The sequence below is a fragment of the Actinomadura rupiterrae genome, assembly GCF_024172125.1.
In the GTDB taxonomy this organism is placed as follows: domain Bacteria; phylum Actinomycetota; class Actinomycetes; order Streptosporangiales; family Streptosporangiaceae; genus Spirillospora; species Spirillospora rupiterrae.
In genome coordinates, this window is sequence record NZ_JAMZEA010000021.1 from 60897 (window position 1) to 82774 (window position 21878).

Consider the following 21878-nt stretch of genomic DNA (forward strand, 5'->3'; position numbering starts at 1 on the left):
GGACGCGATACGAAAGAATCGGGCCATGCATCGTGTGGTGGTCCTCGCGCTGGACGGCGTCGTCCCCTTCGAACTGGGCATCCCCGGACGGATCTTCGGAGCGGCCCGCTCGGCGACCGGCGAGCCGCTCTACTCGGTCGCGACGTGCACCCTGGACGGCGGGCCGGTCCGGGCGAGCGGCGACTTCTCGATCGCCGTGGAGCACGACGCGTCCCTGCTGGCCTCGGCGGACACGGTCGTGCTGCCGCCCTCGCACGCGCTGGACGGCATCCGGCACGGCGCCCCGCTGCCGGACGCGCTGCGCGACGCCCTCGCGTCCGTCCGCCCCGGCACCCGGCTGGTCGCGATCTGCACCGGCGCGTTCGTGCTGGCCGCCGCCGGGCTGCTGGACCGCCGCCGCGCCACCACGCACTGGCGCGAGGCCGACCTGCTCCAGCGCATGTTCACCGCCGTCCGCGTCGATCCCGACGTCCTGTACGTGGACGACGGGGACGTGCTGACCTCGGCCGGCGTCACCGCCGGGATCGACCTGTGCCTGCACCTGGTCCGGCGCGACCACGGCAGCGAGGTGGCGGGCGAGGTAGCGCGCGCCTGCGTCACCCCGCCGTGGCGGGACGGCGGGCAGGCCCAGTACGTCCGGCGGCCCGTCCCGGAGGAGCGCGCGGACGGCCTCTCCCCCACCCGCGCCTGGGCCCTGGAACGCCTCGGCGACCCGCTCACGCTCGCCGACCTCGCCGCGCACGCGGGCCTCAGCGTCCGCACGTTCACCCGCGCCTTCCGCGCCGAGACCGGCGTCAGCCCCGGCCGCTGGCTCGCCGGCCAGCGCCTGGACCTGGCCCGCCACCTGCTCGAAGCCACCGACCTCCCGGTGGACGCCGTGGCCCGCCGCGCCGGCTTCGGCACCGGAACCGCCCTCCGCCAGCGCTTCCGCGCCACCCTGGACGTCTCCCCCCAGACCTACCGCCGCACCTTCCGCCCCACCCCCGCCGCCTGACACAGCGCGCAGGCGGAAGCGCCGCCTCCCGCAGACGGACGCCGTCTGACACGTACCGCCCGTCTGGTGCAGAACGGCGAGGCGGACGCACCGCGTCCGAACGTGAAAGCGCCCCCGGCGTCCCGGGGTGGGACGGCGGGGGCGCGTTCGGTGGGTCAGTCGGCGACGGCGGGCTCGGGCGGGGCCGCGGCCGGGCGGGTCGCGCGGCGGGTGCGGCGGCGGGCCCGGCCGTTCGAGGACGCCTCGACCGGCTCGTCGGTCAGCGCGCCGGGCGCGGTGCCCTCGGACTCCTCCGCGGCCTCGGCGGCCTCCACGGCGGCCTGCGCGTCGGGCTCCTCGTCGTCCTTGCGGGACGAGCGGGACAGCTTCTCCTCGACCGCGCGCTCGACGTCGCCCTTGCGCTTGCGGCGGCGGCCGGACTCCTTCGCCGGCCCGCCGCCGGACGCCTTGTCGGCGCCCTTCGGCTCGACCGGCGTCAGGTGCACGTGGATGCCGCGGCCGTTGCAGCTCTCGCAGGTCTCGGAGAAGGCCTCCAGCAGGCCCTGCCCGACCCGCTTGCGGGTCATCTGGACCAGGCCCAGCGAGGTCACCTCGGCGACCTGGTGCTTGGTGCGGTCCCGGGACAGGCACTCCACCAGGCGGCGCAGCACCAGGTCCCGGTTGGACTCCAGCACCATGTCGATGAAGTCGATCACCACGATGCCGCCGATATCGCGGAGCCGGAGCTGCCGGACGATCTCCTCGGCCGCCTCCAGGTTGTTGCGGGTGACCGTCTCCTCCAGGTTCCCGCCCTGGCCGGTGAACTTGCCGGTGTTCACGTCGATCACGGTCATCGCCTCGGTGCGGTCGATGACCAGCGAGCCGCCGGACGGCAGCCAGACCTTGCGGTCCAGCGCCTTGGCGATCTGCTCGTCGATCCGGAACGCGCCCATGACGTCGCCGGCGCCGGTCCACTTCTCGACCCGGTCCTCCAGGTGCGGCGCGACGTAGCCGACGTACTCCGAGACCGTCTCCCAGGCGCCCTCGCCCTGGACGACGAGCTTGGTGAAGTCCTCGTTGAAGATGTCGCGGATGACGCGGATCGTCAGGTCCGGCTCGCCGTGCAGCAGGGACGGCGCGGACGCCGTCTTGACCTGCTTCTGGATGTGCTCCCACTGGGCGGCCAGGCGGGACACGTCGCGCGCCAGCTCCTCCTCCGTCGCGCCCTCGGCGGCGGTCCGGACGATCACGCCGGCGTTCTCCGGCATGACCCGCTTGAGGATCTGCTTGAGGCGGCTGCGCTCCTTGTCCGGCAGCTTGCGGCTGATGCCGGTCATCGAGCCGTCCGGCACGTACACCAGGTAGCGGCCGGGCAGCGAGACCTGGCTGGTCAGCCGGGCGCCCTTGTGGCCGAGCGGGTCCTTGGTGACCTGCACCAGCACCGACTGGCCGGACTTCAGCGCGGACTCGATCCGGCGCGGCTGGCCCTCCAGGCCGGCGGTGTCCCAGTTGACCTCGCCCGCGTACAGCACGGCGTTGCGGCCCTTGCCGATGTCGACGAACGCGGCCTCCATCGACGGCAGCACGTTCTGCACCTTGCCGAGGTACACGTTGCCGACGTAGCTCTGGTGGCTGGCGCGGTTGATGTAGTGCTCGACCAGGACGTCGTCCTCAAGGACGGCGATCTGGGTGCGGTCGCCCTCCTGCCGGACGACCATCTCGCGCTTGACCGACTCGCGGCGGGCCAGGAACTCGGCCTCGGTGACCACCGGCGGGCGGCGGCGGCCCTGCTCGCGGCCCTCCCGGCGGCGCTGCTTCTTGGCCTCCAGGCGGGTCGAGCCGCGGACGGCCTGCACCTCGTCCTCGACCGGGCGGGACGGCGCCTCGCGCACCTCGCGGACGTGCACGACGGTGTTCGGCGGGAGGTCGTCGGCGGGACCGTCCTCGCTGCCCGAGCGGCGCCGGCGGCGACGGCGGCGGCGGGACGAACCGGACGCGCCGGACTCGTCGCCCTCCTCGTCGGACTCGTCCTCGTCCTGCTCCTCGGCGGCCTTCGGCGCGGCCTTGGCGGCCTTGGCCTGCTTGCCGTCCTTGCCGTCCTTGGCGGACGCGGTGTCCTTGGCGGCGCGGGCGGTCTCGGCGGGCTCCTCGTCCTCGGACTCGGCGGCCTCGTCCTCGCCGCCCTCGCGGTTGCGGCCCCGGCCGCGGCCGCCCCGGCGACGGCGGCGGCGGGACGACGGGCGGTCGTCCTCGTCCTGCTCGTCGGCGGACGCCTCGGCGCGCTCGTCGGTCTCCGGCTCGGTCTCGGCCTCGTCCTCGGCGGCGGGCCGCTCCTCCTGCGCCTTCCTGCGCGAGGGCGGCGCGGTGGACGGCTGCGGCGGCTGGAACACGACCATCGTCGGCGGCTGGAACGTCACGCCCGGCACGCCCACGCCCGACGCGGGCTCGTTCTCGTCGACCTGCGGCTCGGCGGCCTCGACGGGCGCGGCGCCCGGGACGGGCGGCACGGTGCCGGTGCTGCCGGCCGGCTCGGCGGAGTCGGCGGTCACGGTGGCGCGCTTGCGCGTCCGGGTGCGGGAGGTCTTCGGCGCCTCCTCGGCCGGCGCCTCGTCGGCGTCGGCACCGGCCTCGGCGCCGGTCACGGCGGGCGCGCCGGTCTCGTCGGCGGCGCGGGGCGCGCGGCGGCGGGTGCGGCTCCGCTTCGTGGCGCCCTCGTCCTCGGCGGGGGCGGACACGGCCGCGGTGCCGGCGTGAGCGGCGGCCTCGGCCTCGGAAGCCTCCTGGGAAGCGGATTCCAGCGCGGAGGCGCTGCCGGCGGCTCCCGCGGAGGCGGTCTCGTCCGGCTCGGGCGGCGGGGCCGCGGCGCGGACGGCCGCGCGGCGGCGCGTGGTCCGCGTCACCTTCACGGCGGGCTCGGACGCCTCGTCCTGCCCGGACGCGGCGGACGGCGCTTCACCATCGGCGGACGCGTCGGACGCGGCGGCGGTCGTGGCGCGGGTGCGCCGGGTGGTCTTCGCCTTGCCGGCGGCCTCGGCCGGAGCCGCAGTGTCGTCGGCGGCGCCCGGAGCGGCGGCCGAGGCGGCGGACTCCTCGACGTCCGGCGGCGGCGCGGCGGCGCGGGTCGCGGCGCGGCGGCGGGTGGTCTTGACGACCTTCACCTCGGCGCCCGGCTCGGCCGTGGCGGCCGACGTCTTCGCCGTGCTCTTGCGCGCGCGGGTCGGCTTCTTCGCGGCGGAACCGGCCGCGTCGTCGTCGACGTCCGGCGGCGGACCGGCCGGACGGCTCGCCACGCGGCGGCGGGTGGTGGTCACCGAAGGGCGCGCGTCGCCGGCGCCTTGGGCCTCGGTGGCCGGATTGTTCGGCTCGTTATCAAGCATGCGGGCAATCTCCCGTCAGGCTCCCGGGCGCGTCCGCGCGTGCCGCCCTGCTTGGGCGGTCCGCCGCGGTGCGCCGCACGAGAGCACTCCGTCAGTCATCGGCGCCGACGCGCCTGGACGTCGGGTCCAGGCACGACGACGAAGTCGTCGGGGGCGCGCCCGCCGCTCCCTGCGGCCGGTTCCGCGCCGCCACGGGCGTGGCGGCGGCGGCTTCGGCCCTACGAGCGGGCGCTGACGGCATCCACGCCCACGGCGTCGCCGGACCGCGGCAAGGCGGGACCATCGGCCCGGCCGGCATCGTCGCCGGCCGCTGCCGCGGTCTCCCGGTCGGGATCGAGCGGATCCGCGAGCTCACCGGTCCGCTCGTCCAGGGGCCCCTGCGCCAGCCTGGTCACCAGCGGGGGTGACGGCGGCGCGAGGTCGGCGACCTGGCGGAGACCGGTGAGGATGTCGTCGGGTCGTACGGCGGGTGTGGTGTGCCGCACAACCATGCGAAGTATCGCACATGGGGCATCCGTCGCCCCGGTGCCGCGCCGGTCGTCCGGAGCGAGCTCCAGGGCCGACACGGCCGCGCGCACGTCGAAACGGCGGCGTCCCTTCTTGGTAAGGCGTTCGACCTCTACCGCGCCGGCGTCCAGGAACCCGGACACGGCCGCCGCGGCGTCGCCCTCGGCGACACCGCCCAGCCGTACCCGCCACTCGGACGCCTGGAGCCGGTCGGCCAGCGCGCTGCTCTTGCCCGTCCCGGCCGGGAGGGCCACGACGTCCACGATGTCGAGGCCCGGCGGCAGGGCGGCGTCGAGCTCGGCGCGCACCCGCGCAGGGTCGCGGGGCTCGGTCAACCCGATTTCGAGGTATTCGGCCTCACTGGCCACCCCGGTCGCCGCCGCACCCGCATAGGAGATCTTCGGGTGCGGAGTGAATCCGGCACTGAACGCGACCGGAATCCCGGCACGCCGCACGGCGCGTTCCACGGCCCGGGAAATGTCGCGGTGGCTCGTGAACCGCAGCCTGCCCCGCTTGGCATAGCGGACGCGCAGGCGCTGGATCACGGGGGCCGGTGCAGGACCCTCCGGCATGGGAGGCAGCGTTCTGGTCCTTCCTACTCGTGTCGAGTCGAAAACGTCTCCCTATAGAGTACGGCCACCTGGCCGCGCTTGGGCCCCCGGGCATGCCGGAACCCCCGACACCCCCTGCTCACAAGGGGTGTAGGGGGCCCGGGAGCGTCAGACCACGCTGAGCGGGAGCAGCTTCTTGCCGGTGGGGCCGATCTGGATCTCGGTGCCCATGGTCGGGCAGACGCCGCAGTCGTAGCAGGGCGTCCAGCGGCAGTCCTCGACCTCGGTCTCGTCCACGGCGTCCTGCCAGTCCTGCCAGAGCCACTCGCGGTCGAGGCCGGCGTCGAGGTGGTCCCAGGGCAGCACCTCGACCTCGTCGCGGTCGCGCAGGGTGTACCAGTCGACGTCGACCGGCTCGTCCGCCAGGGCCTTCTCGGCGGACGCCGTCCAGCGCTCGTAGGAGAAGTGCTCGGACCAGCCGTCGAACCGGCCGCCGTCCTCCCACACCGCGCGGATGACCTTGCCGACGCGGCGGTCGCCGCGGGACAGCAGGCCCTCGATCACCGACGGCTGGCCGTCGTGGTAGCGCAGGCCGATCGCGCGGCCGTACTCCTTGTCGGAGCGCAGCTCGTCGCGGAGCAGCCGGAGCCGGCGGTCGACGGTCTCGTGGTCGGTCTGGGCCGCCCACTGGAACGGGGTGTGCGGCTTCGGCACGAACCCGCCGATGGACACCGTGCAGCGGATGTCCTTGCGGCCGGTGGCCTCGCGGCCCGCCTGGATGACGCGCTTGGCCATCCCGGCGATCTCCAGGACGTCCTCGTCGGTCTCGGTGGGCAGCCCGCACATGAAGTAGAGCTTGACCTGCCGCCAGCCGTTCTCGTAGGCGGTGGTGACGGTGCGGATGAGGTCGTCCTCCGACACCATCTTGTTGATCACCTTGCGCATCCGCTCGGAGCCGCCCTCGGGCGCGAAGGTCAGGCCGGAGCGGCGGCCGCCGCGGGAGAACTCGTTGGCGAGCGTGATGTTGAAGGCGTCCACCCGGGTGGACGGCAGCGACAGCGAGGTGTGCGTGCCCTCGTAGCGGTCGGCGAGGCCCTTGGCGACGTCGGCGATCTCGCTGTGGTCGGCCGAGGACAGCGACAGCAGGCCCACCTCGGTGAACCCGGTCTGCTTGATGCCCTCGTCCACCATCGCGCCGATCGTGGTGATCGACCGCTCCCGGACCGGACGGGTGATCATTCCGGCCTGGCAGAACCGGCAGCCGCGGGTGCAGCCGCGGAAGATCTCGACCGAGAACCGCTCGTGCACCGTCTCGGCCAGCGGGACCAGCGGCTTCTTCGGGTACGGCCACTGGTCGAGGTCCATGACGGTGTGCTTCTCGACCCGCCACGGGACGCCCGGGCGGTTCGGCGCGACGCGCTTGATGCGGCCGTCCGGCAGGTACTCGACGTCGTAGAACTTCGGCACGTACACGCCGCCGGTCTCGGCGAGGCGCAGCAGCAGGCCGTCCCGGCCGCCGGGCTCGCCCTCGTCCTTCCACTCCCGGATCACCTCGGTGATCGCGAGCGCGATCTCCTCGCCGTCGCCGAGCACGGCGGCGTCGAGGAAGTCGGCGATGGGCTCGGGGTTGAACGCCGCGTGCCCGCCCGCGAGGACGATCGGGTGCGAGTCGTCGCGCTCGGCCGCCTCGAACGGGATGCCCGCCAGGTCGAGCGCGGTGAGCAGGTTGGTGTAGCCGAGCTCGGTGGAGAACGACACGCCGAGCACGTCGAACGCGCCGACCGGGCGGTGCGAGTCGACGGTGAACTGCGGGATGCCGTGCTCCCGCATGACCTGCTCCATGTCCGGCCAGACCGCGTAGGTACGCTCGGCGAGCACGCCCTCGCGCTCGTTCAGGATCTCGTAGAGGATCTGGACGCCCTGGTTCGGCAGCCCGACCTCGTAGGCGTCGGGGTACATCAGCGCCCAGCGGACGGTCGCGTCGTCCCAGTCCTTGGCCTGGGAGTTCAACTCGCCACCGACGTACTGAATCGGCTTCTGCACGCTCGGGAGCAGCGGCTCCAGGCGCGGGAAGATCGACTCTACGGACATGACGGTGCGCCTCCGATGGCTGGACGTGGGACAGACCCTCAAGCCTATCCCCGGGGAACCGGTCGATCGGACGCCCGTCCGCCGCGCCGACGATCAGCCGCGCCGACCGTCCGGGCGACCGTCCAGGTCAGCCGTCCGGGTGAGCCGTGCGGGCCGACCGCCCGGGTCAGTCGAAGGGGCGTCTTCGGATGTGCACGGCCTGCAGCAGCCCCAGCGCGATCATGTTCGCGAACGTCGCGGACCCGCCGTAGGACACGAACGGCAGCGGCAGCCCGGTGATCGGCATGATCCCCAGCGTCATCCCAATGTTCTCGAACGACTGGAACGCCAGCCAGCACACCACGCCCGTCGCGACCAGCGTGCCGAACAGGTCGGCGGCCTGCGAGGCGATCCGCAGCCCGCGCCACAGCACCAGGCCCAGCAGCAGGACGATCAGGGCCGCGCCGAGGAAGCCGAGCTCCTCCCCCGCGACCGTGAAGATGAAGTCGGTCTGCTGCTCGGGGACGAAGTGCCCGCCCGTCTGCTCGCCCTGGAACAGGCCCTTGCCGAGGACGCCGCCGGAGCCGATCGCGATCCGCGCCTGCTGGGCGTTGTAGCCGGCGCCGCGCGGGTCGGCGTGCGGGTCGATGAAGGCGGTGAACCGGGCGAGCTGGTAGGGCTTGAGGATCCCGAAGAACCAGACCGCGAGGGCGAGCAGCACGCCGCCGCCGACCAGCCCGGCGATCCACCGCTTGGCCGCGCCGGACACCGCGAGCATGCCGATCACGACCACGGCGAACACCAGCGTGGTGCCGAGGTCCGGCTGGAGCATGATCAGCCCGGCCGGGACGCCGGCCAGGGCGAGCGCGAGCAGCACGTCCCGGCGGCCGGGGCCGACCTCGCCGTCCCGCGGCTCGCCGAGCACCATGGCCATCACCACGACCAGGCCGACCTTGGCGAACTCCGACGGCTGCACCTGGAAGCCGCCGCCGATCACGATCCAGGAGTGCGAGCCGTTGATCGTCGAGCCCAGCGGGGTGATCACCGCGAGCAGCCCGACGCAGGCCAGCCCGTACAGGATCGGCACGTACGCGCGCAGCAGCCGGTAGTCCAGGACGGTCACGACCGTGCCGAGCCCGAGCCCGATCGCCAGGTTGAGGATGTGCCGCTTGAGGAACCACTCGGGGTCGCGGCCCTGCTCGGTCAGCAGGTGGAAGGTCGCGGACCGGACCAGCAGCGTCCCGATCACCGACAGCGCGACCACCGACAGGACGAGCGTCCAGTCGAGGCGGCGCAGCCCGGCGGCGCTGCGCCGCCAGGTGTTCCGGTCGCCGTAGCCCTCGACCGGCCCGGCGAGCCCGCTCAGCCCGGTCACGGCGTGCCTCCCGCGGTGGCGCGGCGCCCGGCCACCTCGGGCGGCGCGGACGTCTCGGACGGTGTGGACGGTCCGGACGGCGTGGACGTCGGCCGGGTCAGCGGCCCGGGCGGCGCGCTGCGCCTCGGCCCGGACGGCCCGGTGGACGGCTTGGTGACCGGCCCGGACGGCTGCGGGTCGAGCGCGGCCTGCGGGCGCGGCAGCGCCGACGGCAGCCTCCCGTCCTTGCCGACCAGCGGCGGGTGGTCCTTGGTCCCGTACATGGCCTCGTAGATCTGCCGGACGGCCGGGGCGGCGGCGTTCGCGCCCTGCCCGCCCTGGGAGATCATCACGACGACCGCGTAGCGCGGGTTGTCCACCGGGGCGAACGAGGCGAACCAGGACGTGTCGTCCTTGCCGTAGACCTCGGCGGTGCCGGTCTTGCCCGCGACGTCCACCTTCTTGAAGTCGAAGCCGTTGAACGCCCCGGCGGCCGTGCCGGACTTGGTCACGCCGTCCAGGCCGCCGCGGATGTACGCCAGCACCTTCGGATCGACCGGGAGCTTGCCGGCCGCCGGGTCCGGGACGCGCCGCACGACGCTGCCGTCCGCGCGGACGACCGCCTGCCCGATGTGCGGGACGACGAGCCGTCCGCCGTTCGCGAGCGCCGCGTACGCGCGGGTGAGCTGGAGCGGCGTCGCGAGCACGTCGCCCTGCCCGACCGAGAAGTTCGCCGCGTCACCGGCGCGCCACACGTAGCCCTCGGTGCAGTTCTCCGCCGCGACCGCCTTCAGGTACGCGGCGCGCGTCGGGTCGGACTCCTCGATGTCGGGGTAGCCGTCCTTGGCGGCCTTGCAGTCGGCCTTCTTGGTCGCGTTCCAGTACGCGGTCTTCCACGCCCGGTCCGGGATCCGGCCGGACGACTCGCTCGGCAGGTCGATCCCCGTCCGCTTACCGAAGCCCCACTGCCGCGCCATCTGCACCATCGGGTCGGACGGGTTCTTCTTCGGCTTGGTGCCGCCGTCGCGGAGCCACTCCTCGTAGGCGAACTTGTAGAAGACCGTGTCGCAGGACACGACGAGCGCCTCGTGCAGGTTCATGCTGCCGCGCGACTCGCCCTCGAAGTTGCGGAACGCGCGGTTCCCGACGTCGTAGGAGCCGGGGCACTGGTAGGTGCCGTGCAGGTCGTAGCCGTCGCCGACGGCCGCCGCGACCGACGAGACCTTGAACGTGGACCCCGGCGCGAACTGCCCCTGCGTGGCCCGCGAGATCAGCGGCTCGCCCTTCTTCTTTCCGAGCAGCGCGTCGTACTCGTCCTGCGAGATGCCGCCGGTCCAGATGGACGGGTCGTAGGTCGGGTAGCTGGCGAGCGCGACGACGTGCCCGGTCTGGACGTCCATCACCACGGCCGCGCCCGAGTCGGCCTTCTTGCCCTGCGAGCGCGCCGACTTCACCGCGTCCTGGACGGCCTTCTCGGCCGCGCCCTGAACCCCGGCGTCGATGCTGGTCACCAGGTTGCCGCCGGGGACGGCGGACTTGTCCTGCGCGGTGCCGGTGACGCGGCCCTGGCTGTCCACCAGGACCTTGCGGAAGCCGGGCTCGCCGCGCAGGTCGGCGTCGTAGACCGCCTCCAGGCCGTCCCGGCCGATCAGGTCGGCGCCGCTGTAGCCGGTGACCTTCAGGCCCTTGCGCTTGTCCAGCTCCTCCTGCGTGATCGGCTGGAGGTAGCCGAGCGCCTGGGCGGCGTTCGCGCCCTCGGGCCGCGGGTACTCCCGGACGGCCTGGACCTGCGCGGTGACGCCGGGGAAGTCCTCCTGCCGCTCCATGATCTGCAGCGCGCGCTTCGGGTCGACCTTGTCGTCCACGGGGATGGGCTGGTACGGCGACCCGGGCCAGCACGGGCGCTTGATGCCGGGGCCGCACAGCCGCGTCTTCATCATCAGGTCGTCGTAGCTCGTCCCGAGGACGCCCGCGAGCCTTGTCAGGACGGCCTTGCCGCGGTCCTTCTGCCGCGCGACGACCGTCCGGTCGACCGACACGACCAGCGCCGTGCGGTTGCGGACGAGCGCGCGGCCCTGGTCGTCCAGGATCATCCCCCGGACGGCCGGGACGATGATGTCGCGCGTGCGGTTGTCGGCGGCGACCTCCCGGTAGTGCTTGCCCTGCAGGACCTGCATCGTCCACAGGCGTCCGACCAGGACCAGGAGCAGCGCGCCGACCGTCACGTAGAGGACGATCAGCCTGAGATGGGTCCGGTTGGTCACAGGCGCGTCCGTCCCGACATCGCCCGGTACCGCGCCGCCGGGACCGAGAACCGGTCGCGGCCCCGCTCCGGCCGTTCGTACCGGCGGGTCGCGCGCAGCACGGCCCACACCACGAACGGGCTGGCGATGACGTCGTAGAGCACTTGCAGCGGGACCATCCGCGCGACGATCGTCCAGGACGCGCGCGGGTCGCCGAGCAGCATCCCGATCGCGGCGTAGGCGACGGTGCCGAGCAGCGCGCCCGCCGCGACGGCGAAGAACGGGACCATCGACTGCCGGTCCATCTCGGCGGCGGCGATCCCGCACACGTAGCCGATGATGCAGTAGACCAGCGCGTACCGGCCGATGGTGTGGTCGGCGGGCGGCACGATGTCGGCGGCGAGCCCGGCGCAGAACCCGGCGACGCACCCGGTCAGCGAGCCCGACACCAGCGCGAGCGCGACCACGCTGAGCAGCACCAGGTCCGGGGTGACACCGCCGGGCAGCGGCAGCCGGTTGGCCACCGACACCTGGAGCACCAGCGCCACCACGATCACGACCGCGGAGATCACGCGCCGTCCGGTCGGCGACGCCTCCGGAGCGTTCAGCATGTTCGGGCTCCCTTGTGGGCTGACTGGGCGGCCGGGCCGGCCGGGGCTGCTGGGCTGGTCGGTCGGGTAGGGCTGTCGGGCGGGTGGCAGAGGGTGGCGGGGCGGTTTCTCAGGGACGGGTCGGGACGGTCACGGGGTCGGCGGGACGGGTCGGGACGGTCACGGGGTCGGCGACGGCTTGGGAGACGGACCGGCGGCGGACGAGCTCTTGCCCGCCTTGCGCCCCGGCCCCGGCGAACCCGACGGGCTCGGCGCGGGCGGCGGCGTGGACGGCGTGGGCGTCGGCGGCAGCACGGCGTCGCGCGGGTCGGACTTCGGCGGCGCGACCACCACCGCGACCACGTCGAGGCTGGTGAAGTGGACGAACGGCTGGACGTAGGCGGTGCGGGTCAGCCCGCCGCCGGGCGCGTCGATGCGCTCGACCGTCCCGATCGGGACGCCGGGCACGTACGGGCGGTCGCCCTGCGAGCCGAGCGTGACCAGGCGCTGCCCGACCTTCACGGGAGCGTTCGCGTCGAGCAGCTGGAACCGGATCGGGGTGCGGCCGCCGTCGCCGAGGCCGCGCCGGCCCCGGCCCTGGACGATGCCGATCTCCTTGGAGTCCTCCAGCCGCGCGCCGATCGAGGAGTTCACGTCCGTCGCGAGCAGCACGGTCGCGGTCGCGGGGCCGACCCGGGTGACGCGGCCGACCAGGCCGTCCGCGCTCATCACGGTCATGTCGGTGTGGATCCCGCTGCCCGAGCCCGCGTCGATGGTGACGGTGTCCTCCAGGCCCTGCCCGGCGGAGATCACGTTCGCTGCGACGATCTTGTAGCCGCCGAGCCCGGCCGAGCCGAGCAGCCGGTCGAGCTGGGCGGCCTTCCCCTGGTCGATCCGCGTGGTGCGGAGCTGGTCGCGGAGGCGCTGGTTCTCGCGCTGCAGCCGGTCGGCGCGGCGGCGCTCGCCCGGCGCGTTGAACACCGCGTCCAGGCCGTTGCCCACCGGCCGGACGACCGCGGCCGAGGCGCGCTCGACCGGGCCGAACACCGCCTCCCCCGCGCCGCGCAGGCCGCGCAGGGGCGAGGAGTCCCCGCCCCGGTAGTCGATCGTGATCATCGCGAGCGCGGCCACCAGCAGCACCCCGAGCACCACGCGGCTGCGTCGGGTGTCGTTCACCCGCGGACCTCCCGTCCCATCGTCCTAGGAGATCAGTGCCGCGACTCCGGTACCAGCACCTGGCGCAGCGAGTCGAAGTCCTCCACGGTCTTCCCGGTCCCGAGAACGACCGAATCGAGCGGGTTGTCCACCAGGTGGATGGGCATCCCGGTCTCCTCACGCAGCCGCTCGTCCAGGTGCTTGAGCAGCGCGCCGCCGCCGGTGAGGGCGATGCCCCGGTCCATGATGTCGCCGGACAGCTCCGGCGGGCACTTGTCGAGCGTGGTCTTCACCGCGTCCACGATCGCGTTGACCGGCTCCTCGATCGCGCGGCGCACCTCCTCGGCGGAGATCACCACGGTCTTCGGCAGCCCGGACACCAGGTCGCGGCCGCGGATCTCGGCGTGCGGCTCCTCGTCCCCGCCGGGGTAGGCCGAGCCGATCGCCATCTTGATCTCCTCGGCGGTGCGCTCGCCGAGCATCAGCGAGTACTCCTTCTTGGAGAAGCTGATGATGGCCTGGTCCAGCTCGTCCCCGCCGACCCGGACGGACTGGCTGGTCACGATCCCGCCGAGCGAGATGATCGCGACCTCGGTGGTGCCGCCGCCGATGTCCACCACCATGTTGCCGGTGGGCTCGTAGACCGGCAGCCCGGCGCCGATCGCGGCGGCCATGGGCTCCTCGATGATGTACACGCGGCGGGCGCCGGCCTGGTAGCCGGCCTCCTTCACCGCGCGCTGCTCCACCCCGGTGATCCCGGACGGCACCGCCACCACGATCCGCGGCTTGGCGAAGTGCCGGCGCTTGTGCACCTTCTGGATGAAGTAGCGCAGCATGCGCTCGGTGACGTCGAAGTCGGCGATCACGCCGTCCTTCAGCGGGCGGACCGCGACGATGTTGCCCGGCGTGCGGCCGATCATCCGCTTCGCCTCGATCCCGACCGCGACGATCTTGCCCGTGTTGGTGTTGATCGCCACGACGGACGGTTCGTTCAGCACGATGCCACGCCCGCGCACGTACACCAACGTGTTAGCGGTGCCTAGATCGACCGCCATGTCACGGCCGAGGAACGACAGCTTGTTACCCATGAAGAAAGGGAGCCCTTCATGCTTGTCGGGCGTGCAGAGCGGCGCTCCCATCGTAACGTGCCCGCGACGTGCCGGGCAGTCGCCCCTCCGGCGGCACGGCGCGGAATTCCACGCTGCGACCTGGCTGCTTATGCGAATGAACCCGAACACGCGAATGCTTCAGACCCGCGTGTCTACCCGCGTCCAACTCCGCGAAACCGGCCCGCCGGCGGCGGCCCCGGGAAGCGCGGTGCCCCGGCGCGCGAGGCGGGCCGGGGCACGGGGCGAGCGGGCGGGTCAGCCGAGCTCGGGGAAAAAGATCTTGACCTCGCGGGCGGCCGAGTCGGGCGAGTCGGAGCCGTGCACGATGTTCTCGCCGATCTCCAGGGCGAAGTCGCCGCGGATCGAGCCGGTGGCGGCCTCGACCGGGTTGGTGGCGCCGGCGAGCTGGCGGAACGCCTTGATCGCGTTCGGGCCCTCGACGACCATCGCGACCAGCGGGGCGCTGGTGATGAACTCGACCAGCTCGCCGAAGAACGGGCGCTCGACGTGCTCGGCGTAGTGCGCCTCGGCCGTGTCGCGGGACAGGTGCTGGAGCTCCAGCGCCACGAGCTTCAGGCCCTTGCGCTCGATCCGCGAGATGACCTCGCCCACCACGCCGCGGCGGACGCCGTCGGGCTTGACCAGGACAAGAGTGCGCTCGGACACGGAGTTTCTCCTCAAGGAAAAGGGGATCGGCGGCGGCGCCGCTCGGTGGCGCGGACGATGGCTCGGACCGCGCCGGGCATGGCGCCAGTGCTTACTGTACCGAGCGCTTACTGTACCGAGGCGCTCGCTCTGCTCCGGTTCGCGACGGCCCGCCCGCGCCCGGACGCGACCGACCGTCCGGCGGCGGCGAGCAGCACCGCGAGCAGCGCGGCGGCGTCCAGCCACATCCGGTAGCCGCCGGTCAGCGCCGCGAGCTGCGCGTCCGCCGTCGCCGGAGCGGGCTGCAACCGCGCCGCCTGGAGCGACAGCACCACGAGCTGCCCGGTGAGGACGGCCGGGAAGCACAGCGACAGCCCGAACAGCGCGGCGGCGACGCCCGCCCCGCGCAGCGCCGCCGCCAGCGCGAGCCCGGCACCGCCGCCGAGCGCGACCATCGCCGCGGTCGCGACGACCGGGTCCTGCACGGGCGCCACCAGCAGCGGGACGACCGCCGACACGATCAGCACGTGCCCCACGACCACCAGCTCGCGCGCAAGGTTCGGGCGTCCAGCACCGCGCTGGTTGGCGAGGGCGCGCGCAAGGTCCGGACGCCCACCGCCACGCTGGTCGGCCAGGTCGCGCGCAAGGTTCGGGCGCCCAGCACCGCGCTGGTCGGCGAGGCGCGCTTTCGGCCGTGCGGACGGCCTGGGCAGACGGGCGACGACCAGGGCGGCGACGAGCGCGGCGGCGGCTCCGGCGGCGAACGGCAGGTACGTGCGGAAGGACGCGCCGTCGCCGTTCCTCGCGGTGGCGGCGGCGATCCCGGCGAGGGGCGCGGCGATCGGGTAGGCGAGCAGGCCCGTGGTGACCATGACCACCGCCGCGCCGAAGGGGCTGCCCGCCGTGGCGTCCCGGCTGGCCACCAGGGCGAGTCCGACCAGGCCGAGCAGGGCCAGGGCGGCGAGGGCGAGCCGTCCGCCCGGGGACCAGTCGTAGGTGGAGACGACCGCGATGAACGCGAACCCGGCGGCCGGGACGAGCGGGAGGACGAGCTGGCCGCGCTCGGTGTGGCGGAGCGCGGGGAGGCGTCCGGGCCGTCCGCGCAGGATCAGGCAGAGGGGCAGCGCGACCGCGACCGCGGCGGCGAACCAGGGGAACGGCGCGAGCGCCGCGTGCCAGTCGGTCGCGTGCGCCGCATCAGCGGCGGCTTGCCCAGCGGTGTCCGTGCCCGCGGCGGCGGGTCCGGCGCTGTCCATGCCCGCGCCCGCCGCGTCCGCGTCCGGGTCGCCTGGAAGCGGGACGCGATCGAGCGCCAGCGGCATCGCGGCAAGCAGGGACGCGACGAGCGCGCCCGACCAGAGCGCCGGGGCGAGACGTCCGCCGCGCTCCCAGGCCAGGACGAGCGTCGCGGGCAGGATCAGGCCCGCGCCCGCGCCCTGCGCCGCGCGCACCGCCCCGACCAGCAGGACGTCGTCGGCGCGGCCCACGAAGAGCAACCCCGCGACCAGCAGCGCGAGACCGGCGAGCAGCACCGGACGCGCCCCGAAGCGCCGTGCCGCGACCGCTCCGACCGGCACCGCGGCCAAGAGCACCGGCACGCTCAGACCGGTCGCGCGCAGCAGCCCCGGCAGGTCACCAGGCGCGAGACGCAGCGACCGCGCCGCCTCCTCCACGACGTTGGACGACGTGTCGGGCAGCACCAGCACCGCCGCCGGGACCGCGACGACGATCACGGCGAGCGCGGCCAGCGTCGCCGCCCTCTCCCGCCTCCGAGCAGGCCGCACGACCGCCTGCGAAGGCGCGAGCGCCCGCGCAAATTCCAACGGCCGCACCACCCCAACCGCCCCAGCACCACCGACCGCCCCAGCACCGCCGACCGCCCCAGCACCGCCAACCGGACTCGCGCCACCAACCCCGCTCGCGCCACCAACCCCGCTCGCGCCACCAACCCGGCTCGCGCCACCAACCGGACTCGCGCCGCCTACCACCTCAGCGCCGCCAACCAGACTCGCGCCGCCTGCCGACTCAGCGCCGCCGGTCGGGCTTGCGCCGCCGACCGTCCCAGCACCGCCAACCGGATTCCCGCCCCCGACCGCCCCAGCGCCGCCGACCGGGCTTGCGCCGCTGACCGTTCCGCGTCCCGTGTCTGCCGCGGTCCCGGTGCGCGGCCGGGGCAGCACAGCGTCCTCGGTCAGGGGCGTGCTTTCGGGGGGTTCCAGGAAGACGGGTTCGGCGGTGGCCGGGATGGGCGGGAAGGTCTCGGTGGGGTTGGTGTCGGGGTCGGGGGACGGGCGGCTCGGGGGTTCGGTCGGGGAGGACACGGCCTGCTCCTAGGGAAAGGCCGCCCGTCGCTTCAGCGAATATTGTCCAAATTGCGCGCTATTTCGGAATGGCGAATAACGGCGGGCGGAATCGGCTGCCTTTCCCGGGAACCTAGCGCGCCCGCGCCTGTTCCGCCTGGCGTCCGAGCCAAAAAGCAGTTCCCCAAAGCGCACCGAACAGCACGCCGAGGATGAACATCATCGGAACCACGAACCCGGTCAGCAGCACGACCACCTGGAGCGCGGTGCCGACCGCGAACCCCCATGGGCGGCCCATGACGCCGCACGCCAGCAGGCACAGCACGGCCAGCGCGCCGCCCGCCCAGCCCGCGGTCGTGCCGTCCACCTTCTGCACGGAGATCGCGACCGGGATCGCGAGGCCGATCACGACGGCCTCGCACGCGAGCACCGTCGAGTACAGCCGCCGCTCCGGGTTCGACGCCCCGTCCGCCTTCCCCCGCCGCCCCGCGGCCGGGGTGCTGTGCTGCTGGTCGCTGGTCATCGGGCCTCTCCTACGCGCAGGAGCGTGCGGGCCTCGCCGGCGGTGACGACCGAGCCGGTGATCAGCACGCCCGCGCCCCGGTACTCGCCGGTCTCCTCGGCGAGGCCGATGGCGCGGTCGATCGCGTCGTCGAGCCGGTCGACGATGTGCACGCGCTCGGGGCCGAAGGCGCCCTCGGCGACGTCGGCCAGCTCCTCCGGCGACAGCGAGCGCGGCGAGGAGTTGGTGGTCACCACCAGCTCGGCGAGGACGGGTTCGAGCTGGTCGAGCACGCCCGCCACGTCCTTGTCGGAGGCGATCGCGAGCACCCCGACGAGCCGGGTGAAGCCGAACGACTCGGTGATCGTGTTGACCGTGGCGGCCATGCCGGCCGGGTTGTGCGAGGAGTCGATCAGCACGGTCGGGCCGGTGCGGGCGACCTCCAGCCGGCCCGGCGAGGCGGACTTGGCGAACCCGCTGCGGACCAGCGCCGGGTCGAGCTGCCCGTCGTCGCCGCCGGTGTAGGACTCGCCCGCCGCGATCCGCGTGGCCGCCTCCAGGTTGTGCTCGCCGCGGGTCGGCGCGCCGGACGCGAACGCCTCGACGGCCGCCAGCGCGGTGGCCGCGTTGCTCGCCTGGTGCTCGCCGAACATCGGCAGGAAGATCTCGTCGTACTCGCCGTGCAGCCCGCGCACGGTGATCATCTGGCCGCCGACCGCCACGTCCCGGTGCACGACGCCGAACTCGATGCCCTCGCGCGCCGCGACCGCGCCGGCCTCGGCCGTGCGGCGCATCAGCACCTCGGCGGCCGGGAGCGCCTGCTGCTCCATCACCACGATCTGGCCGGCCTTGATGATGCCGGCCTTCTCCTCGGCGATCTGCTCGATCGTGTCGCCCAGGTAGGCGGTGTGGTCGAGGCCGACCGGGGTGATCACCGCGACCGTGCCGTCGGCGACGTTCGTGGCGTCCCAGGAGCCGCCCATGCCGACCTCGACGACCGCGACATCGACCGGCGCGTCGGCGAAGGCGGCGAACGCCATGGCCGTCAGCACCTCGAAGAACGACAGCTTGGCGTCGTTCTTGGCGTCGATGAGGTCGATGTAGGGCTTGACGTCCTCGAAGACCTCGACGAACCGCTCCTCGGAGACCGGCTCGCCGTCGATCGCGATGCGCTCGCGCAGGGTGGTCAGCTCGGGGCTGGTGTACAGGCCGGTGCGCAGGCCGCGCTCGCGCAGCAGCGCCTCGATCAGCCGCGCCGTGCTGGACTTGCCGTTGGTGCCCGCCACGTGGATCACCGGGTACGCGCGCTGCGGCTCGCCGAGCACGTCCACCAGGTCGCGGACCCGGTCCAGGGTCGGGTCGATGTCCCACTCGACCCCCCGGCTCATGATCGCGCCGACCGTGTCGCGGTAGCCGGGCGGCCCCGTCACCTGACTCACGTCTTGGTTCCCTGCCTGTTCAGCGGTTGCTCCTGCGGACACGAAAAGCCTACTCGCGCCCCGCCGCCGGGCCGCCCGGCCCCGGCATCCTGTGGATATCCTCCGTCGGATGGCCGCTGATCAGGTGTTCTTCCGCGAGTGGACGGCCCGGCGCCCGGGCGCGCGGCGGTCCGTCGCGAGGGCCCGCGAGCTGGCCCTGCTGCTGGATCTGCTGCCTCCCGGCCTTCCGGTGCTCTCCGTGGTCGGCTCAAAGGGCAAAGGAACGGCCGCCGCCTATGCGTCAGCGACGCTTGTGGCAGCAGGGCTGCGGGTGGTTTCCGTCATGAGTCCCGGGCATCGCTCCAACCGCGACCGCCTGCGCGTGGACGGACGCGCGATTTCGGCTTCTGAATTCGCTTCGCTGGCCGGACGGCTCGAAGCGGCGATTTCCAAGCTCCCGCCGGTTTCGGATGGCTACCTCTCCCCCGCCGGGCTGTTCACCTTGGCCGGGCTCGTGCACGCGCGGGAGGTCGGGGCGGACGCCGTCGTCCTGGAGGCCGGGATGGGCGGCGGCTCGGACGAGATCAGCCTCTTCCCGGCCTCCGCCGTCGCGGTCACCCCGATCTTCGGGGAGCACCTGGGCGTGCTGGGCGACACCGTCCCGGAGATCGCCGCCGAGAAGGCCGCCGTGATCGTCCCGGAGACGCGCGCGGTGGTGTCGGCGCCGCAATCCGCCGAGGTCGCCTCGGTTCTGGGGCCCGTTGAGCTTGCTACCGAGACCCCTTGGGACGATCTGCTGCCGTCCGGGCTCAGCCGGGCCAACGCGCGCGCAGGAGTGCTGGCCGGGGTTCGCCTGGCCGAGGAGTTGGGACGTCCGCCGCAGGACGCGCGCGTGCGCGAGGTGCTGGCCTCGGTCGTCCTGCCAGGACGGCTCTCCCTGCACGAACGAGACGGCGTGGAGGTGCTCGCGGACGCCGCGATCAACCGCGCCGGCGTCGCCGCCGCAATGGACGCGGCCCGCGCCCGCTGGGGGACGGTCGACCACGTCCTGGTCTGCCTGCCCGACCACAAGGACCTGACCGGCGCGATCGCCGAGCTGGACGGCCTGCCCGTCACCTTCGTCCGGCTGCCGCACGCCCACCTGCGCTTCTCGCGGCCCCTCCCGCCCTCATGGGACGTCCTCGACGCCGCTGAGCTGTCCATGGACGCGCTGGCGGGCCTCGGGCGGCACGTCCTGGCCCTGGGCACCGTCTACTTCGTAGGACTCGTCCTGGACGTCCTGGACGCCGACATCGAGCGCCTCTTCGGCTAGCCGTCCAGGTCGGCCCGCATCCGGGACGCGAGCTTCGCCAGATCCACCGTGTCCTGCGCCGGGGCATTGGACGCCACGAACCCGTACGAGCCGGACGTCGCCCACGCGCAGTACGGATGCACGGCCGACAGCACCGCGAACGTCCCGCAGGCGGCCGTCCCGTTGCGCTGGAAGGACAGCACGGTGTTCGGCCTGGCGCGGTCCAGGAACGCCGCCGGATCGGCGATCGACGCCGTCCCGCCGACGAACAGGACGTCCCGCGAGGAGCCCGTGTACACGGCGGAGGTCTGCTGCGCCCCCGCCAGCCGTCCCCGCCGGACGGCCTCGGCGATGAACGGATACGCAACGCTCGCGGCAGGATCATCCGCGGTCTTCCGCAGCCCACCCGCCTCGGCACTGAGCTTGATCACCTTCGTCGCCCCGTCGTGCCTGCCCTTCAGCACCACCATCCCGCCCGCCACCGCCGCGAGCGCGCACAGCCCGCCAAGCGCGACAACCCCCACCACCCTCCGTGCCCCACTCGCCGACGGCCCAGCAACATCAACGTCCGCCGGCCGCGCCCGCAAGTCCCCCAAGACCTGCTCACGCCCGGCACCCACCGCCCGCGCAGCCCCCGACGCTTCGCCTGACGCAAGGCCCGGCGCCCGCGCAGCCCCCGCTTCGCCTGACGCAAGGCCCGGCGCCCGCGCCGTCCCAGCTTCGCTTGACGTAGGGCTCGGTGCGACCGCCGTAGCGGGCGCAGGGGTTGGGTGCTGCGGGTCGGGGGGTGCGGCGTCCTTGAGGGCCGGGGCGGACGGGTGCGGGGCGTCCTCCTCGGCGTCGGCGGCGAGCCACCAGGGCGGCGAGTCGCCCCAGCGGGACGGAGGGACCGGCGAATCGGGCATCGCTCTCCTGCGCTTCGGACGGACGGCAGGATGGTAGCCGGACGCGGCGCGCGGCACGCCGGGAACCGGTCCGGATCAGCGCAAGTAGAGCCCGTACTCCACCAGTTCGGGCACCAGCCGCGGCGGCAGGTCGCAGACCACGGCCATGTCCTCGCCGGAGCTGAACCCGCCGGTCTCGCCGCGCAGCTCGACCGCCTTCTCCGCCTGCTCCGGCGTCAGCCCGAACCGGGTGAGCTCCAGCGCCGGGACGGCGTTCACGTCGATCAGCCCGCCGTCGTCGTAGGGGCGCTGGGCGGGCGGCAGGTCGGTGCGTCCCAGCCGCAGCTCGCGGGCCATCAGCGGGTTGTCGGCGGCGAGCGCGCGGGCCTCGCGGCGGCGCTGCGCGCGGGCGTTCATGTGCTGGACGGCCGCCCGGTTGGCCTGGTCGGCGCTGAGCGGCTGCTGCCACGGCTGCGGCGGCGCGGGCGGCAGCGGCGGCGTCCGGTTGCTCGCCACGACCGCGTGCACGATCCACACCGGGATCCAGAGCCCGCACGTCACCAAGGTCAGGATCAGGTGCAGGGCGTGCGTGGTGTTGTCGAGCCCGCCCGGACGCGGAGCGGGCGGGGGCACCGACGGATGGGGATGCGGCGCGGGCGGGGGCGGCGCGGGCGGCGTCATCGGCGGAACGTGGACGTTGACGTTCACGATCGGGGGCTGCGGCCCCGTCGCGTCCTTGGCGGGCGGCGCGGCCCGCTCAGGCGCCGCCGGACGCTCCGGAACCGCCGGAGGCTCTGGCGTAGCGGCGCGCTCTGGCACGCCGGGACGTTCCGGTACAGCCGGAGGCTGCGGGACGGCCGGGCGTTGCGGGACGGCAGGGGGTGCTGACGGGACGGCCACCTCGGCCGA

Annotated in this window: 16 protein-coding genes; 2 read left to right on the top strand and 14 right to left on the bottom strand. The window is 73.9% G+C overall.

Going from position 1 to position 21878, the window contains the following annotated elements; translation table 11 throughout:
* The first annotated feature begins 25 nt into the window (after positions 1–25).
* Positions 26–994 (top strand): GlxA family transcriptional regulator, encoded by a 969-nt coding sequence (locus FHU30_RS45150; RefSeq protein WP_253883886.1) that lies wholly within the window; start codon positions 26–28, stop codon positions 992–994.
* 155 nt (positions 995–1149) lie between these two features.
* On the opposite strand, the gene FHU30_RS45155 is transcribed toward FHU30_RS45150, so the two are convergent.
* From FHU30_RS45155 to FHU30_RS45210, 12 genes are all read right to left on the bottom strand, one after another.
* The gene (locus FHU30_RS45155; RefSeq protein WP_253883887.1) at positions 1150–4350 is read right to left on the bottom strand and encodes a ribonuclease E/G; all 3201 of its coding nucleotides are present in this window, start codon (positions 4348–4350) and stop codon (positions 1150–1152) included.
* 218 nt (positions 4351–4568) lie between these two features.
* Positions 4569–5429 (bottom strand): TIGR03936 family radical SAM-associated protein, encoded by an 861-nt coding sequence (locus FHU30_RS45160; RefSeq protein ID WP_253883888.1) that lies wholly within the window; start codon positions 5427–5429, stop codon positions 4569–4571.
* A 147-nt stretch (positions 5430–5576) separates the two neighbouring features.
* On the bottom strand, positions 5577–7499 hold the full coding sequence (locus FHU30_RS45165; protein ID WP_253883889.1) for a TIGR03960 family B12-binding radical SAM protein: 1923 nt from the start codon (positions 7497–7499) through the stop codon (positions 5577–5579).
* A gap of 166 nt (positions 7500–7665) precedes the next feature.
* Complete coding sequence (gene rodA, locus FHU30_RS45170; protein ID WP_253883904.1) at positions 7666–8844, bottom strand: rod shape-determining protein RodA; 1179 nt, start codon at positions 8842–8844, stop codon at positions 7666–7668.
* Positions 8845–8849: 5 nt separating this feature from the next.
* Positions 8850–11096 carry a penicillin-binding protein 2 gene (gene mrdA / locus FHU30_RS45175; protein WP_253883890.1) on the bottom strand — a complete coding sequence of 749 codons (2247 nt, stop codon included), beginning with the start codon at positions 11094–11096 and terminating at the stop codon, positions 8850–8852.
* Complete coding sequence (mreD, locus tag FHU30_RS45180) at positions 11093–11686, bottom strand: rod shape-determining protein MreD (RefSeq protein WP_253883891.1); 594 nt, start codon at positions 11684–11686, stop codon at positions 11093–11095. Before mreD ends, mrdA begins: the two co-directional genes overlap by 4 nt.
* Before the next feature lie 159 nt (positions 11687–11845).
* The gene (mreC, locus tag FHU30_RS45185) at positions 11846–12841 is read right to left on the bottom strand and encodes a rod shape-determining protein MreC (RefSeq protein WP_253883892.1); all 996 of its coding nucleotides are present in this window, start codon (positions 12839–12841) and stop codon (positions 11846–11848) included.
* 32 nt (positions 12842–12873) lie between these two features.
* Entirely contained in the window at positions 12874–13908 is a 1035-nt protein-coding gene (locus FHU30_RS45190) for a rod shape-determining protein (protein WP_253883893.1), read from the bottom strand.
* 276 nt (positions 13909–14184) lie between these two features.
* Complete coding sequence (gene ndk / locus FHU30_RS45195; protein ID WP_253883894.1) at positions 14185–14595, bottom strand: nucleoside-diphosphate kinase; 411 nt, start codon at positions 14593–14595, stop codon at positions 14185–14187.
* A 107-nt stretch (positions 14596–14702) separates the two neighbouring features.
* Entirely contained in the window at positions 14703–16397 is a 1695-nt protein-coding gene (locus FHU30_RS45200) for a hypothetical protein (protein WP_253883895.1), read from the bottom strand.
* Positions 16398–17007: 610 nt separating this feature from the next.
* On the bottom strand, positions 17008–17397 hold the full coding sequence (locus FHU30_RS45205; RefSeq protein ID WP_253883896.1) for a DUF4233 domain-containing protein: 390 nt from the start codon (positions 17395–17397) through the stop codon (positions 17008–17010).
* Positions 17394–18764, bottom strand: coding sequence for a bifunctional folylpolyglutamate synthase/dihydrofolate synthase (locus tag FHU30_RS45210; protein WP_253883905.1), 1371 nt, complete (start codon positions 18762–18764; stop codon positions 17394–17396). Before FHU30_RS45210 ends, FHU30_RS45205 begins: the two co-directional genes overlap by 4 nt.
* 160 nt (positions 18765–18924) lie before the next feature.
* Between FHU30_RS45210 and FHU30_RS45215 the strand changes: the two genes are divergently transcribed.
* Entirely contained in the window at positions 18925–20106 is a 1182-nt protein-coding gene (locus tag FHU30_RS45215; protein ID WP_253883897.1) for a folylpolyglutamate synthase/dihydrofolate synthase family protein, read from the top strand.
* On the opposite strand, the gene FHU30_RS45220 is transcribed toward FHU30_RS45215, so the two are convergent.
* Both FHU30_RS45220 and FHU30_RS45225 read right to left on the bottom strand, forming a co-directional pair.
* The gene (locus FHU30_RS45220) at positions 20103–20609 is read right to left on the bottom strand and encodes a hypothetical protein (protein WP_253883898.1); all 507 of its coding nucleotides are present in this window, start codon (positions 20607–20609) and stop codon (positions 20103–20105) included. The genes FHU30_RS45215 and FHU30_RS45220 overlap by 4 nt on opposite strands.
* A 456-nt stretch (positions 20610–21065) precedes the next feature.
* The coding region (locus tag FHU30_RS45225) for a helix-hairpin-helix domain-containing protein (RefSeq protein WP_301324561.1) at positions 21066–21878 on the bottom strand (813 nt) is incomplete at its 5' end.